This window comes from Pseudarthrobacter sp. MDT3-1 (assembly GCF_054510755.1).
Genome location: NZ_JBTNDX010000009.1, coordinates 156,392 through 170,789 on the forward strand (window position 1 = coordinate 156,392; position 14,398 = coordinate 170,789).

At 62.3% G+C, this 14,398-nt stretch carries 14 protein-coding genes; 7 read left to right on the forward strand and 7 right to left on the reverse strand.

The window, feature by feature from the left end; all coding sequences use genetic code 11:
- Positions 1-33 precede the first annotated feature (33 nt).
- The 4 genes from ACX80X_RS09455 to ACX80X_RS09470 form a co-directional block, all read right to left on the reverse strand.
- Positions 34-438 (reverse strand): hypothetical protein, encoded by a 405-nt coding sequence (locus ACX80X_RS09455; RefSeq protein ID WP_252603708.1) that lies wholly within the window; start codon positions 436-438, stop codon positions 34-36.
- 313 nt (positions 439-751) lie between these two features.
- Positions 752-1,291 carry an HNH endonuclease gene (locus tag ACX80X_RS09460; RefSeq protein ID WP_459311848.1) on the reverse strand — a complete coding sequence of 180 codons (540 nt, stop codon included), beginning with the start codon at positions 1,289-1,291 and terminating at the stop codon, positions 752-754.
- A 991-nt stretch (positions 1,292-2,282) separates the two neighbouring features.
- Complete coding sequence (locus ACX80X_RS09465) at positions 2,283-3,176, reverse strand: glycoside hydrolase family 25 domain-containing protein (protein WP_252603712.1); 894 nt, start codon at positions 3,174-3,176, stop codon at positions 2,283-2,285.
- 513 nt (positions 3,177-3,689) lie between these two features.
- Positions 3,690-5,066, reverse strand: a complete 1,377-nt coding sequence (locus ACX80X_RS09470; protein ID WP_252573555.1) for an FAD-binding oxidoreductase — start codon at positions 5,064-5,066, stop codon at positions 3,690-3,692.
- 434 nt (positions 5,067-5,500) lie between these two features.
- On the opposite strand from ACX80X_RS09470, the gene ACX80X_RS09475 reads away from it, so the two are divergent.
- The 3 genes from ACX80X_RS09475 (at position 5,501) to ACX80X_RS09485 (ending at position 8,278) form a co-directional block, all read left to right on the forward strand.
- A complete protein-coding gene (locus ACX80X_RS09475) occupies positions 5,501-5,896 on the forward strand; it encodes a hypothetical protein (protein ID WP_252573556.1) in 396 nt (131 codons plus the stop codon).
- A 755-nt stretch (positions 5,897-6,651) separates the two neighbouring features.
- On the forward strand, positions 6,652-7,248 hold the full coding sequence (locus ACX80X_RS09480; RefSeq protein ID WP_252603717.1) for an RNA polymerase sigma factor: 597 nt from the start codon (positions 6,652-6,654) through the stop codon (positions 7,246-7,248).
- Positions 7,214-8,278 (forward strand): CU044_5270 family protein, encoded by a 1,065-nt coding sequence (locus ACX80X_RS09485; RefSeq protein WP_252603719.1) that lies wholly within the window; start codon positions 7,214-7,216, stop codon positions 8,276-8,278. Before ACX80X_RS09480 ends, ACX80X_RS09485 begins: the two co-directional genes overlap by 35 nt.
- Before the next feature lie 751 nt (positions 8,279-9,029).
- Here the strand turns inward: ACX80X_RS09485 and ACX80X_RS09490 are convergent.
- Positions 9,030-9,833: an NAD(P)H-binding protein gene (locus ACX80X_RS09490; RefSeq protein ID WP_252603721.1), complete on the reverse strand. Its 804-nt coding sequence runs from the start codon at positions 9,831-9,833 to the stop codon at positions 9,030-9,032.
- A gap of 82 nt (positions 9,834-9,915) precedes the next feature.
- Here ACX80X_RS09490 and ACX80X_RS09495 point away from each other — a divergent pair, with 82 nt between their 5' ends.
- The 4 genes from ACX80X_RS09495 (at position 9,916) to ACX80X_RS09510 (ending at position 11,557) form a co-directional block, all read left to right on the forward strand.
- Positions 9,916-10,329, forward strand: a complete 414-nt coding sequence (locus tag ACX80X_RS09495) for a winged helix-turn-helix transcriptional regulator (protein ID WP_252603725.1) — start codon at positions 9,916-9,918, stop codon at positions 10,327-10,329.
- 194 nt (positions 10,330-10,523) lie between these two features.
- Positions 10,524-10,787 carry a hypothetical protein gene (locus ACX80X_RS09500; protein ID WP_056634869.1) on the forward strand — a complete coding sequence of 88 codons (264 nt, stop codon included), beginning with the start codon at positions 10,524-10,526 and terminating at the stop codon, positions 10,785-10,787.
- A 150-nt stretch (positions 10,788-10,937) separates the two neighbouring features.
- Positions 10,938-11,279, forward strand: coding sequence for a hypothetical protein (locus tag ACX80X_RS09505; protein ID WP_252603723.1), 342 nt, complete (start codon positions 10,938-10,940; stop codon positions 11,277-11,279).
- Between the two features lie 83 nt (positions 11,280-11,362).
- A complete protein-coding gene (locus ACX80X_RS09510; RefSeq protein WP_252603724.1) occupies positions 11,363-11,557 on the forward strand; it encodes a hypothetical protein in 195 nt (64 codons plus the stop codon).
- Positions 11,558-12,228: 671 nt separating this feature from the next.
- Here the strand turns inward: ACX80X_RS09510 and istB are convergent.
- Both istB and istA read right to left on the reverse strand, forming a co-directional pair.
- On the reverse strand, positions 12,229-12,987 hold the full coding sequence (gene istB, locus ACX80X_RS09515; protein WP_254753354.1) for an IS21-like element helper ATPase IstB: 759 nt from the start codon (positions 12,985-12,987) through the stop codon (positions 12,229-12,231).
- Entirely contained in the window at positions 12,984-14,228 is a 1,245-nt protein-coding gene (istA, locus tag ACX80X_RS09520; protein ID WP_459311853.1) for an IS21 family transposase, read from the reverse strand. Before istA ends, istB begins: the two co-directional genes overlap by 4 nt.
- Positions 14,229-14,398: the final 170 nt, after the last annotated feature.

Genomic DNA, 14,398 nt, shown 5'->3' on the forward strand with positions numbered 1-14,398 from the left:
CAGGGTGGCGCGAAGGCCGAAGGGTGCGACCGGCTACCGCCCCTTCCGACCTGCCAGACCGAGCAGCGCCATGGCAACAGACAGTGCAAGCCCCGAGGCTATGAGCGGGGTGTTTTCCCGGTCCGGGTGCCGGAACGATTCCCGCGTGATCCGCTCCCACAGGATGCCGAAGATGTACAGGGCGCCCAGCCACCCGACCGCCCGCCGCACCCACGGCCGCGGCCTGGCAATCAGCAAAGCGGTCCCTGCCGCATGGACGGCCAGGGTGTGCCACGGCGCTGACAGCCCGCTGCCCATGCCCCACATGTCGCCCGCCACGTTCTCGGGCCTGCCCCGGCCGATCGGCGTGTCGTAAGGGATCCCGTCGCGGATGGCTTTTCGCGCTCCGATGAGCTGGAGAATCAGCTGTACCAGCGAGACTGAAGCCAGGACTTTCATGATCGATCCTTCCAGGGACACGGCCGGGACGAAGAGCGTACCGCCGCCGGCAGGAACCGGGCAATGGTTTCCCGCTGACGACGGCGGCACGGACCCAGGTGCGCGCCGCCGTCGGCCTTCCGAGTTAACTCACCGAGGTGGAAGCACTCCCATGCATTGAGGCGGATTCCGCGGCCGCCGAACACCGGCGGAAGGACGGGGCAGAGAAGTCACAGCCGCCCATGCCTGGCAAGTGACGAACTGGTCTGAGGAGGAACGTTTGCGACGCCATGGAGAGCTGGGACGTGGCACGGGACGTTCTGTGTGGAACTCTCTACGACGGTGATAGATGCTGCGGCAGGTCGGGAGTCCTTTGCGACTGCTTGATCAGCTTGCCGGAATGGGCCTGCCGGTGCCATGCGAAATAGCCGCGCGATCGCTCGTCATGAGCCCGGCATTTGCGGCCCACGAGGCCCTCGATCCGGTCTCCAACCTGCCCGGGCCCGGGTTTGCCCGCTTCGATGACGCCCGACTCGCCTACGACGACGTAGCCGAGCTCGAACAGCGCATCACAGCCGATGAGGCACGCGAGCATAGACACGTTGCGTGTGTCCATGCGCTCCTTCTCAGAGCAGGCCGAGCGGGGCTTGATGTGGGCGGCGACGAGGAGCTGTTCCGGGAAGGAATGTCCGCAGAGCGAGCAGGAACTGCCCCTAAGCTGCAGCTGCTGGTTCCGCAGGAAACGCTGTTCTGTACGGACTGCCCCTAATGTCCACCTGTCGCTCGGACCACCAAAGTATTGGTCGGCCGACACGGCTTCGTGCCGGCCCTCATCAGGGTCATCGGTGATCCCCAGCCCTGCCTGCTGCAACAACTGCAGAGCACCTTCGCTGTCCAAGTTATAGAAGTAGCCCCTGTTCAACGTCCCTATTGCGGTCAGAGGGCCTTGTCCCGGCGGCAAAATGTCGAGGACGTCTTTCCAGGGGATGTGGACTTCATATACAGGGTCCGTGAGGACCAGTGTCCCCTCCGTGTCCGCATGCTCTTTGTACCCGCGGGGCGGTGGATATGCCGGCGCTGGCATCGTGACCGCCCGGCTGATGCCGCGGATCGCGGGACGGGAATAGTGCAGGACAAGGTCCCCTGGTCGGACGTTGTGCAACGTGTCCCAGGAGGCAACCCGCTGTCCGGAACTGCCTCGCAGCGGTGCCCATAGCGTCCCGTCGGGAAAGACATCCGGGAAGTTGTCCGACTGGATAGCCCACCAGAAATTCATCCCAGGAAAGACGGATACCTTCATTGGTGTCTCTTGAGAGCTGCTGGTCATGTCCTCATTCATACTGCATAGCTGCCGTCCTTCAGTCGTTGATACGTCTCATATCCCTAGTGTTTTGAGGCGGAAAGGTTTCGAGACACCAAGGTTGGGGCTCGTCTTGCCATGACCCGTAGAGGTTGCGGCAGGTTCTCGCGGCCGGGGCGCTTTCCCAAGTTCACTGCTGCATGCATTCCGTATTTTCTTGGGAGTTAGCCGGTTATTCCGGATGATGTGCAACGGTGCGTGCCCCGCCCATATTTGGGGAGGGAACCTGTTTTCGCCCCGGGGCGCGCGCCGATAAAGGCGGGACCGGATCCTGGTCTCAGCACGTCTTGAGCCGGTCCCGCTGACCAGGGAAACAGAAGTGTGTCCTGGAAGTCTTCCGGGCTCTCTACTGATCTGCGGCTGGAAAGTCCTGACGAGCTAGGGCCGTGAGCGCAGCGCGGCCTGAAGATTCTCTTGCGAAGGCAGCCCCCCAACTCGGCGGGGCCTGTGTAGACCATGCACGTCAGTGCCGGCGATGCCGAAGATGAGCGCCGCGTTGCGCTGCCTATTTCGAGGGGCAGACGTAGTCGTAGTCGAGTCCGGCTGACACGTACTGGGTCAGTGTTACCGTGCTGCCAGGGGTGAGCCCAGGAAGAGAACAATTCGACTTCGCTCCCCGCAGCGTTCTGGCACCTGCAAGCCAGCTTGGCAGACCTGTCAAGGGGCTGCTTGATGGCACGGTCCCGGCGATGGTTCCCCACTGATTGCTTGTCGAGTAAATCCCGACACCGGCAGGCTTAAGGTCGGCGGTCTTACGGTTGGTAGTGATGGTCGTGAAGTAGTCGACCATCCCTTCGAGGGTTGCCCGGTTCAGGGCTGTGCTGTTAGGCTCTCCGGTCTGCCAGCTGTTGCCCGTCTCCACATCCAGCCACCAGAAATAGCTGCCGGGGTCTGTCACGCCTCGGATAGTGGCGTCCTCATAAGCCCTCACGTAGCCGTACACGTATGAGCAGGCGAGGTCGACCGGGCCTCTTGTTGCGCCTTCGAATTCGGGCACGCATTCACCGTAGCGGTCTGGGGGGACCGCCACGTCTTTGTAGACGTTGGACGATGGCCACCAGGAGCCCTCATGTCCTGGGTTGGCAGTGTTCACGTATAAAGAAACTTGGGGCTGGGCAGGGTGGTTCCCGGTCCCGGTGGTCTTTGTCTTAGCCCATTCGATTTGAGCAGCGAAGCAAGGGTTGTTGTTATTGGCCAGTCCACCGTTCACGCCCACGATCGCGAATGCCTGCCCGAGGGGAAGGGTATTCATCTTGTCGCACTGGGGCCAGGAGATGTCGATGCCAACCAGGTCCTTACTCTGGGACGGCGGAGCCGCTGCCACCGGAGCTATTCCTGCGGCGAATAGCCCAATAAGGACCAGGAACGCGCCCGCCATTCTCATCCCGAAACCGGTCATGTCCAAGGCTCCCGTCACCCATGTGTCTGTACGTCGAGGTGGTAAAACTTTACGCTCGGGCGCCAAGGGGAGATAGTGCAAGGCCCCCTATTACGGCCCCGAATAGAAGTGAGTCGTGGGACTTGTTCCTTGTCTCGTAACCCTTGTGATTTGAGAGGTCTCACTGATTGAACAACCGTGACGGCCCTCGCTTTCTTTTTTCATGGATGGTTTCAGTTTCCGAAGGCGTCTGCACCGAATGTCAGAAGTCGACTGCACCGCCGTGGGTGTTGGGGATCGGGGTCCTTTGGTGCGTGGTGAGTGCTTTTCCAACAGCAGCGCTTGTTACGCACTCAACTAGGGCGTGTCTCCTAAAGCAGTCAGGCGGATGCTGACCGCTCGGCGGATGGCTCCGCCGCGGTATGTGAGTGCGAGTTTGTCGTAGCGGGTGGCCAGGCCTCGCCACTGCTTGAAGATATTGAAGTTCCGCCCGACGACGTTCCAAGGTCGAGTTAGTGAAGACTCTTCCCCGTTTCAGGCCACCGGTTTGATGTTCTGGTTGATATGGAACAAGTTGCCGGGATCGTACTTCGCCTTGATCTGGGCCAACCGAGCGTAGTTGCCTGCGTAGTTGTCCTCGATGCGGGGCTGGTCGTCAGCATCAAGGAAATTGACATAACCCGCTCCGGCCCCATAAGGATGCAGGGCCTGGTAGTAGTCTCTGACCCACTTCGTGTTGGCGTCGTTGTCCGCCGGTGACTCCCACATTCCGGCGATGGCTACAGAGAAGTTGGCGTCCCGGTAAGGAAAGGCTGTTTCATCCTGTCCTACGCGTTGGGCCGCGCCATTAATGGGATAGAAATGATTGGCCGTTTGGGGGCTGGGCACGCCGGCTCCGAATTTCTGGGCAACGCCGATCACATCGTCGCTTAGCTCTGGAAGGAACTCCGCCTTCCAATATGCTTGGAGGCCCTTAGGGAGAAGGGGGTCGAACAGAGTGTTGAGCATCGGGTAAGGGAGGGGCCCGACGAATGACCCAGCAACTGGGGCGACATCCAGGAATTGCTGCCACTGCCGCTCGCCTTCATCGTGGGGACCGGTCCAGCCACCCACCACAACCACCACGGGCTTGCCGTGGTGCTCCTCTGGCAGGAAGGGGACCGGCGGGCCCTGGTGGAATCCGAGGAAGATTCCCATGTCTTCCGGAGCCGTGGCAATGTAGTCTCGGTACAGCTGCGCAACAGCCCCAGCATGCTCGAGCAGATAGATGACCACGCCGCCGTACACCACGTCGACGGGATGCAGGTCGAATTCCAGGGAAGTGACGACGCCGAAGTTTCCTGTGCCGCCACGTAACGCCCAGAAGAGATCGTCATTCTCGGTTGCGCTGGCTGTGAGGAACTTCCCCTCTGCGGTAACCACATCCGCGGATTTGAGGTTGTCGCAGGACAGGCCATACTTACGGGCGAGGTATCCGATGCCGCCGCCGAGTGTCAGGCCAGCAACACCCGTGGATCCGATAATGCCGCCGGTTGTTGCGAGCCCGAAGGCGTTTGTTGCGTGGTTGAAGTCGGCCCAGGTGGTGCCGGCTTCAGCCCGGGCCGTTGCGGCAGTAGGATCTACCCGGACGCCCCTGCGGTCGGCAAAGTCGAGCACGAGGCCCCCGTCGCAGGTCCCGAATCCGGGCGCACTGTGCCCACCACCTCTAAGCGCCAGGTCCAGGCCCTCGTCGCGGGCAAAGTTGACTCCCGCGATGACGTCCGCGACTTGCGAAACACGCAATATGGCTGCGGGATGTTTGTCAATCATGCCGTTATAGACGGTCCGTGAGGCGTCGTAGAGAGGGTGGTCGGAAGTGATGACCTGGCCGCGTACTTTTTCCTGCAGGGCCTGAAATGCGTTGTTGTCCATGGTGACTCCCATTCGCCCTGAGCATGCCTGCACGATCAGGGATTTGGCACAACCACCCTTCCGGCTGTGCGGGACATTCATGATGCAGCCGCTGCGGGCCGGAGGAGAGCCCGGGAGCAGGCCGACAGGCCTGCTGCAGCGGCGGAGACCGGATGCACCTATGCTGCGTGAGTCTTGGCACGCGGCTATCGGCGTGATTCTCGAGCATGCGACTGCCGGCGAGCCCGGTAGGCGAAGCTGGCGAGCACCCCCTTCGGATCGACGACTAACCGTAACGTACGCCTGCCCGTTTCCGAGGTCAAGAAGCGGCAGAAACTAGTAGGCTGAACGATCGCCTGTTGATCCCGCGGCTTTGCACTGCTCCTGGCATCCGCCATGCCCGAGACCTATCGGGGCACACGTTCTCCGGCTATTCTGTCGCAGAGGGGAATTCCGTGGCGGAGATCGTGCTTGCAGGTGGAAAAGGGACGCTGAGCTTATATGTCGGTGGGACCCTTCATCTGATCTGGGTGCCCGGTTCCATTCTTCAGGCCGAAGACGCTGCGGAATCTGTGCTTGCCGTGGAGCTTCTTAGTGCTGGCCGGAAGCTGCCATTGCTGATCGAAATCATCGGCGTCAACCTGACTGTCGAAGCCTGCAACGACTACCGGGACACCCGCTTCGTTTCCTCCGTCGCCATAGTGGGGACAACGAATCTTGACCGGGTCGTTGCTGCTTGGATGCGGCGCGGCCAGCACAATCTCCAGGAGTTTTTCACGTCGCGTCCGGCCGCGGTGGCATGGCTGGAGGGGCTGTCTGCTCCCGACATCGTCCACCAAGTCCCGGCCTGATTCTTCCCGACACCGGCAGGTAGGAGGCTCTGGAGGTCCGGCCACACTGGCGGGGAACTTCCGATGCCGATCTCCTCGCCGTCCGGGGACTTTACGGAGGGGCCCCGCGCCTGCGCATTGGCCGCACCCACAAATGGCCTCGGCACCTCACCATGACACGATTCGGGAATCCGCGGAGTGCCCGCTCAACCTCACCATCGGCATCAGATAGAACCGCCGATTGAACCGTGAAAACCCGCCAGTCTGAAGTGACAGTCACGGGCTGTTGGACCGGGCCGTTGTTGAATTCCTACAACGTTCAAAGGGCGGTTCATTTCCTAGGAAGTGGAACACCCGAGGCCGGTCTTTGGAAAAGTGGCGCCACGCCACGGTGTGAATCGCAGCAATAAATGGCGGGGTTTTCGCTGCGATAAATGTCACCCAGGCCGCCCGGTAGCCGAACCCGCTACGGGACACATCCCCTGCGCTCCCCTAGTTAATTTCCTGGAGGTCGACGCAGCCATGATGACGGGCCTTCAGCGAGGCTGAATTTGGCCGTGGTTTCTGCGACCGTGGGCATTGGCTCGCCGTATCCCAACCGCTAAGCGGACCACGAGCAAGAGGCGAACTGCGGTGACAGCCCAGTGCGGCCAGAGTTGGACCAGCATCATGAGTAATCCGCATATCCGGGCACCGGTACGCTTCGATGGAGATCCGTTGATGCGAAGAAGGGGACGCTCCGTGAACCCTTTTGCGGCCACCGGGCAATACATAGTGTGAGCACAGATAACGACATCATCAGGCGGTCCCGGGCCAGTCCCGCAGTTTTCGGGGAGTTGTACGACAGACACGCCTCAGTCATCTACAGATACGCCGCCAGGCGGGCCGGCGACTTCGCGGCCGACGACGTCACATCCGAAACCTTTCTGGTGGCCTGGGAACAACTCGAAACCTACGACCTTGACCGGGAGGATGCCCGGCCCTGGCTGTTCGGCATCGCCACAAATCTGCTTCGGCGGCATCACCGTGCTGAAGCCAAGATGCTGAAAACCGCGGCCAAAGCGGCTGCACGAGAATCGGTGGCTGACGCTTCGGACCGGATCGCCGCCCAGGTGGACGCCGTTGTGACCACCGGGCGCATCGCCGGCACCCTGAAGTCCATGCCGGCCATCGACCGCGAAACGTTGCTGCTGTACGCCTGGGCGGACCTGACCTATGAAGGCATCGCCCTAGCTATGGACGTTCCGGTGGGAACCGTGCGCTCCCGCCTGAACCGCGCCCGCCAGACACTGCGGACCCAGCTCAAACTCGAAATACTTGACGAAACGGAGAACGACCATGGACGACTTGCAGCTGCTCCGCGCAATGCGTAGCGACATCGGCTCCGCCGCGCCGGCAACGCTGGCCCGCGGCCGCACCAAACTCATGACCAGGATCGACTCGACTTCGCGTCCCGGGGCGTCGACAAGGACGCTCGCCCCGGCAACAGTGAGCCCGATCCGGTTCCGGCGCCGGGTCCTGCTCGCTTCGGCAGCAGCGGCTCTGCTCGTGGGCGGAATCGTCGTGGCAGACGTTGTCAGGCCCAGCGGTCCGGGCGCAACTGCCGAAGCCGCCGAGGTCCTGAACAACGCCGCGGCAGCAACCATCCAGACCTCCGACCCGGTAGTGGGACCAGGCCAGTACCTAAAAATCGAGACGACGGAGCTCACCGGCAGTGGCATGCAGGCCGCCGATGGAAGCGACATTTCCTGGCAGGAAACGACCGGCGGACAGGTCTACGTACCGGCAGATAAGAACGGGGAATGGGTGTGGAACCGTGAAGACCGCGTTCCCCTTGACTCCTCCAGCGACGCCGCCAAGGCTGCAGCGGCCGAGTTGGCCCAGAGACGGAAAGCACAACCTGAAGGTGCCTCGGTACTGGTCGGGATCCTGCGTGCCCCAGGAGGTGCCTTCTACGGGAACGAGCCGACCATCATTATCGGCACGCCCCTCAAGGACGCCAGCAGTCTGCCCAGAGACCCACAAGCCCTGCTGGACATCATCTACGAGCGGACCAAGGGTGCCGGGAAGTCTCCTGAAAGTGCGGCATTCGTTACGATCGCGGACGGCCTCCGCAGCGGAGTTGTCCCTGCCGACCTGCGCGCCGCCCTATACAAGGCCGCTGCCCTCATCCCAGGCGTCACCGTCGGAGACAGGCAAGCAACAATCGACGGCAGGACGGGCATCGCCATCGGAATCCCCTCTCCCGACGGAGGAGCGAGGACGGACATCATCATCGATCCCACCTCGGGACTCGTGATCGGGGAGCAGGACGTACTGCTCAAGGACTATCCGGGCTTCACCGCCGGGACCGTCTCGACCTGGACCTCCGTGAAGACGTCCGTGGTGAACGCCGCGCCATAGGCTCCAAACCACAACGACCTGAGACGACCGGTCACTATTGGGGGTGACCGGCCGTCTCACTCGACTGCCCTGACGGCTGCACGGCCCCGGTGAAAGCGGGCCTCGTAACCGTCCCGTGTGACGAACCCTCAACGGGACACTCCCGTTGATTTTGCAGTGGCAAATAGTCCTGCAGACCCCGAGCCCTGGCAGCTCAAAGATTCGAGCCAGAGTGATGCTTTCAGTTAAGGAGCACGGGCACAGGCTTGAACTTGAAAGGTCCACCGCAATGGGGTCCGTAGGGGCGCTCCCCGGTTGATTCCGTTTCTATTGGCAGGGTACGGGCTATGCGGGCGCCCGAAGCGGCTACGGCTTCGACGTAAATGGACGTGACGCTAACGGGTGGGATCAGATACGGCGGCGACTGGGGCACCAGCCATTTTCCATCACGTGGCGTCACGGCCTCAGGAGCGCATCCCTCCCCAAAACAAGCCGATACTGACTCCGGCTGCTCGGAAAAGGCCAGCTCCACATCGCCGACATACGCGTACCCAATTGCGGGACACGCGCGATTTATTCCAGGCATGAATCCGATCAGGACGGCCAGAGCTAGCAAGGTGGCTAGGGCACCAACGGCAAGCACGACTACGGGCCGGGGCTTCATAGTGTGAGCCTAACCCGTCATTCCGCATCAATCTCGCCTCCAGGACTCCTGGAGCTGTCAGCTCAAGCGTCCTGGAGGAACCCTGAGCGGACGCGTTCTCGATTGCTATCAGTTGTGTGCGGCGGCGGCGGCAACAGTCAGCGGGTCACGCGGTTCCCGTCCAAGGAGGCGTGCGACGTCGGTGGCGGTTCCTTCGAGAAATCCATGGGCTGCGGCAGAGTGGATGGACAGCAGCATGGAGGGCTGGAACGGCAGGAGTGCTGCCGCGTCCAGGGACTGCCGTAGATCCTCCATCGTGCCCGGCCGGTACGTCACGCCCAGCTCGTCGGCGACGTCCTGGGCCGTGATCGCCCGGTTGCCGACCAGATTGTAGGTCCGGCCGCTGTGCAGCCGGGGGTTTTGGGCGACGATGGATGCCGCTTCGGCGAGGTCCTGCCGGGCGACGGCCGCCACCCCGCCGCGGCCGAAGGGGGCAGTAATCACGCCCTCGCGTGGCGTAAGGAGTTGACCGATCAGCTCGGCGTACAAGCCGTTCCTCAGGACCGTCCACGCGACATTTCCGTTCCGGAGACGGCGTTCGGTCCACCGGTGGGCCAGAGCGAAGCCAAGATGGTCGCCCTCGCCAGCCAGGCTGGTGTAAACAATGTGCTGTACCCCGCCGCGTTCCGCTGCCGCGATGGCGTTCGTGTGCCGGTCGATGACCACGTCGTCTTCGGCCGTGCCGGCGGAGATGAGAACCAGCGTTTCCACCCCTTCCATATTGAGCGTTCCGGCATCATCAAAGTCCAGCTGACGGAGCTCCGGGTTTCCAGCGGGGTTACGGGTTCCCCCGACTGCCGGTGCACCGGATTCCGCGAGGTGTTCGAGGACCGCTGTGGCGAGGTGGCCTGAGGCCCCGGTAACGAGAATCATGCATGCGCTCTTTCCGCTGGTACTTTTCGGTAACTAGACTCATCCTCGGTAACCATGCCGAAACGCACAAGGAGGCACTTTGGTGTTAGACAGTCACACGGAAGTAACCGCCATGCTTGAGCCGTGCGGCGACGCCGAGCATCCGGACTGCGGTATCCGTGACGTGCTCGACCGGATCGGCGACAAATGGTCGGTGCTGGTGATTGTGGAGCTGGCCTCCGGCACCAGGCGCTTCAGGGAACTGCAGCGCGCGATCGACGGTATCTCCCAGCGCATGCTGACCCTCACCGTCAGGCGGCTCGAACGCGACGGCCTAGTCATCCGGACCGTCTACCCCACGGTCCCCGCACAGGTCACGTATGAGCTCACGCCGCGCGGAAGCAGCCTCACCCATTTGGTCAAGCAGCTCGCGGACTGGTCACTGAAACATAAGGATTCCATCGGGCAATCACGGGAGATGTACGACCAGCAAAACCCGGACCACGTGATCCGGTAATGGTGAAAAGCCAGAGGTGGCGGTCAAAACAGGGCCACTCTCGCGGCCTGGGGTCCGTTTGGGGAACCTTTTGCGGGCAGCCCGCAGACCGAGGGAGATGCGGCCACGAAAGGCCTTGCCTGGGTGCGGAACGACCAGTAGCGTTCTGCGCAGTGGGCCTGCGGACCGCTGGCCCCCCTTCGAGAGGACGCGCTATGCCAACCGTGATCGGCCACCACGATGTGAAGGACAAGGATCATTGGCTTGCCTCACCGAAACGCGAAGAGATCTTCGGACCCCTCGGCGTCACCAACATCCGGACGTTCGTCAACCCACAGAACCCGACGCAAGTGGCGGTGCTGATGGACGTTCCCGACATGGATGCCGTCATGGCCCTGATGCAATCCGAGGCCGGGGCCGAGGCGATGGCGTATGACGGCGTGCTGCCGGAGACCTTGGTTATTCTCGTCGAGGCGTAGTTTCTTTTCTCGGAAGCGCGGGTGCGCGAAAACCGCCTATCGGCAGTGAACGGCCTCATCTCGTGTCGCGATAGACGATCCTTAGCCGGGACACTGTTCCGTTAGCGAAGTTGGCTGCTTTCCCGTCCGGTCTTCCTTCAGGATGGAACTATGAATCTTGTTCACTACATCGTTGACTCGGTCAACCGCTACTGGGCGGAGGAAGTGCAAATCCTCGGCATCTGGCAGGACGGGCCGGCTGCAGCCTGCGTTGTGTACCGCCGGACTATAGATCCCATGGTGGTCCTAGGCAGCAGGCTCGAGTTCCATAGGAATGCAGCAGACGGCACTATCGAGGGCTTCGCTCGCGACGTCGCGGTCAACCTCGCCGAGCCGATCGGGACTGCCAAAAGTCGTCAAGACCAGCACGGCATCGTTTGGGTGGCTGTCCCCGATGACCGCCGCACCCCCGTGCCTCCCGCCGCGGTAGTCCGAGTTCTCAGCGACAAATGAAAGTAGGGCTGCACGCTGGCTGCAGAGGAAGGACAATTAAAGGGTAGGACTACTGACGAGGCCCAGCACTGAAGGAGGATCCGATGAGTTTCCCCTTCCAGTCGTTTCTGGCTTGGGCTTTCGTAACCGCCGTTGGCGTAGCATACGTCATACTCCGCGAGGACGCTGACAGAATTGACAGGCTGGCCCTGTCTGGGGCGCTCGGCGCCGGCATGGCCGTCGTCGTCGTAGCGTCACTGATCTTCTGGATGCTGGGTATCCCCCCTTTCTCCACATAATTCTGCTTCCGTAGCCGAGAATCGCAGTGCAGTGCCCGCGTCCTGTCAGGTTTCTCCTATGGCCGTCCAAATCGTCCCATTAGAGGGTCGATCACCGTGCCGCGGAAGCCCACCGCCATTGTTCGTCCACGGCCAGAGATTCTCGTAACTATGCCTCATAACCCTCTGGCTAAATCGCTGTATCCACTGCTAGTTACGAGACACACATCGGAGCATCCCATGACGTAACTGTTTCGGTTAGCAAGCGTATCCAGGGGCGATGGTCCAGCCGAGCAAACGGGCTAGCCATCTTGCCGCCCCAAGAGTGATAGAGCATTTCGTTAAAGCCGCATTAAGCCTGTATGCCCCTTGCGGGGCGCCCGTTCCGGGCTGAAAATGTGCCTGTGGTCGCCTGTCGACGCCGTAGTCACTATGGTTCTTTCAGTCCGTCATTAAGCCGGGCGCCGGGGATCACGCCGTGGGCCCTTCACTGTTTCCTTTTACCGAGAACGAGGACTAGATTCCGATTTTCCCGGTGATCCCCGCGGGCGGCCGCCTATGCAATCAGAGCGGGTGTTTTTCGTGAGGAGATGAACACGATCATGTTGGCTGAAACCCAGGATGAGGTGTTAACGCCAACCGAAAATAGGGCCAATAGTGCCAATTGAAAACGGGGCCACGGGGTTGTGGTTCTATTGTGCCGTACTGGCGTCGGGTTGGTGTCTTTTGAGCCGGTAGCTGTTGCCTTTGAGGCTGAGGACGTCGGCGTGGTGGACGATCCGGTCGATCATGGCCGAGGCGATGGTCAGGTCCCCGAAGACATCGCCCCAGCGGGCGAACGGGAGATTGGACGTCAGAATCATGGACGCGTGTTCGTAGCGGCTGGAGACAAGCTGGAAGAACAGGTTCGCCGCGTCCTGGTCAAACGGGATATAGCCTACTTCGTCGACCACCAGGAGGCTGTAGCGGCGGAGTTTGACCAGTTCCTGGGCGAGTTTCCCGCGGGAATGGGCCTCCTGGAGCCGGGCGACCCAGCCGGTGGCAGAGTCGAAGAGGACCCGGTGCCCGGCCTTGGCTGCCTTGATGCCGATGCCGACCGCGAGGTGCGTTTTGCCGGTGCCGGGCGGTCCGAGCAGGACCACATTTTTGGCTTCGGAGAGGAACACCCCGGTGCCCAGATGCGCGATGAGGTTCCGGTCCGCGGAGGGCTGGTGATCGAAGTTAAACTCCTCCAGGTCCTTGTGGGCCGGGAACCTCGCGGCCTTGATCCGGGTCGCCGCTCCGGAGGCTTCGCGTTCGGAAACTTCCCGGGAGAGGACCGCGGCCAGATACTCCTCATGAGACCAGCCGGCGTCCCGGGCCTGGTCCCCGAGCCGGCGGAACCCATCGCTGATCCGTGGTGCGCGCAGGGCCCGGGCGTAGTACTCGATCTGCGACGGCGTCCCGGTCATGACGCCACCTCCAGGACCAGTTTCGGCTGCTGGCCGAGGTCGATGCCGAAGATCTCGTCGTAGGCGGCCAGATCCCGCACCTGCACGGACTCTATCGGTTCGGGGCGGTGCACCCGCTGGGTTCGGAAGTCCCGGCGCATCACCGCCGCACGGGCCACGTGGGCCGGATCGGTCACCACCAGGTGCCGGGCCCAGGCCCGGACGTGGGTGGCGATGATGACACCCTCATGGGTGACCCACACGGTCTCCAAGTCAGCGATGACGTCCACGATCCGTCCGATGAACGATGGGTCCACGGAATAGTCGTTGGAGAGTACGCGCACGTAGTAGTCCCGCGGGAGCCGCACTGCGTTGCGGAACACCGCCTCCGGGGACACCGGCGGCAGTTCCCGCATCCTTTCCCGGTCGAGGACGATCAGCTCGTCAGGGCGGCCGTGGCGGGACCGCGAGTAGCGGTGATTGGCCTTGGGCAGCCAGTCCTCGAGCTGGGCGTTGAAGTCCGTTGGTGAGCGGAAGTCCCGGCCCGGCATGAACCGTTGGCGGAAGAACCTGTTCATCCGCTCGACCATGCCCTTGGACTCCGGATCACGCGGAGGAAGCAGCTTGATCTCCAGCCCGAGCGAACCGGCGAACGCGGCCACTGGCTCGGTCGGCTTGCGCCTGCCGATGCCGGACTCGTTGTCCCACAAGAGCCGGGACGGGACCGCCTGCGCGTCCTGCAGAAGAGTCCACATCCCGCCCAGCAGGTCCGGCGTCGTCCGTGACGGCAGCATCCGGGCCTGGATGAATCCCGAGAACGCCGAGGTCATCACCAGCACCGGCGGCGTGTCGGACTGGCCCTCACCGACGGGCAGCGGCTCGTGCGGGAACCAGAGATCGCACTGGACCTGGAATCCCGGCTCGTGGACCAACCGGTCCGCCGGGTCCGGCGGCGCGTATTCGGGCCGGATCGCGGCGACCTTCGCCCGGAACAGCGACGCGGAACCAGACCAGCCCACCCGCTCCGCCAGCGTTGCCGCCGGCATCGTTGGCGTCTTCACCAACAACTCCCGAACCCTGGGTGCAAACGCATCAAAACTCGACACCCCGGCCGCCCGCTGATACTTCGGTGCCCGGTCTGACTCCAGCGCCCGATCCACCGTTCCGCGGGAAACCCCCACGATTCTGCCGATCTCACGCTTCGAGTGCTTGCCTGTCGAAAACAGGTGGCGTATCTCCGCCCAATCATCCAAATTGATCACCTTCCATAATGGTCGGTGGCCCTGTTTTCAGTTGGCGTTCCTGGCCCTATTTTCGGTTGGCGTTAACATGAGGATCAGATCATTGCCAGAGTCGCCGCGATCGACATTGGCAAGGCTGAACTCGTGTGTTGTGTCCGGGTCCCCGCGGAAGGGGACCGGAAGAAACGGTT

What these genes read in the sequence shown, in the direction of transcription:
- ACX80X_RS09455 (WP_252603708.1), bottom strand. Translation starts at nt 438, where the DNA reads ATGAAAGTCCTGGCTTCAGTCTCGCTGGTACAGCTGATTCTCCAGCTC.
- istB (WP_254753354.1), bottom strand. Translation starts at nt 12,987, where the DNA reads ATGACCGGGACGCCGTCGCAGATCGAGTACTACGCCCGGGCCCTGCGC.
- ACX80X_RS09490 (WP_252603721.1), bottom strand. Translation starts at nt 9,833, where the DNA reads ATGATTCTCGTTACCGGGGCCTCAGGCCACCTCGCCACAGCGGTCCTC.
- ACX80X_RS09470 (WP_252573555.1), bottom strand. Translation starts at nt 5,066, where the DNA reads ATGGACAACAACGCATTTCAGGCCCTGCAGGAAAAAGTACGCGGCCAG.
- ACX80X_RS09505 (WP_252603723.1), top strand. Translation starts at nt 10,938, where the DNA reads ATGAATCTTGTTCACTACATCGTTGACTCGGTCAACCGCTACTGGGCG.
- ACX80X_RS09465 (WP_252603712.1), bottom strand. Translation starts at nt 3,176, where the DNA reads ATGACCGGTTTCGGGATGAGAATGGCGGGCGCGTTCCTGGTCCTTATT.
- ACX80X_RS09500 (WP_056634869.1), top strand. Translation starts at nt 10,524, where the DNA reads ATGCCAACCGTGATCGGCCACCACGATGTGAAGGACAAGGATCATTGG.
- ACX80X_RS09485 (WP_252603719.1), top strand. Translation starts at nt 7,214, where the DNA reads ATGGACGACTTGCAGCTGCTCCGCGCAATGCGTAGCGACATCGGCTCC.
- ACX80X_RS09510 (WP_252603724.1), top strand. Translation starts at nt 11,363, where the DNA reads ATGAGTTTCCCCTTCCAGTCGTTTCTGGCTTGGGCTTTCGTAACCGCC.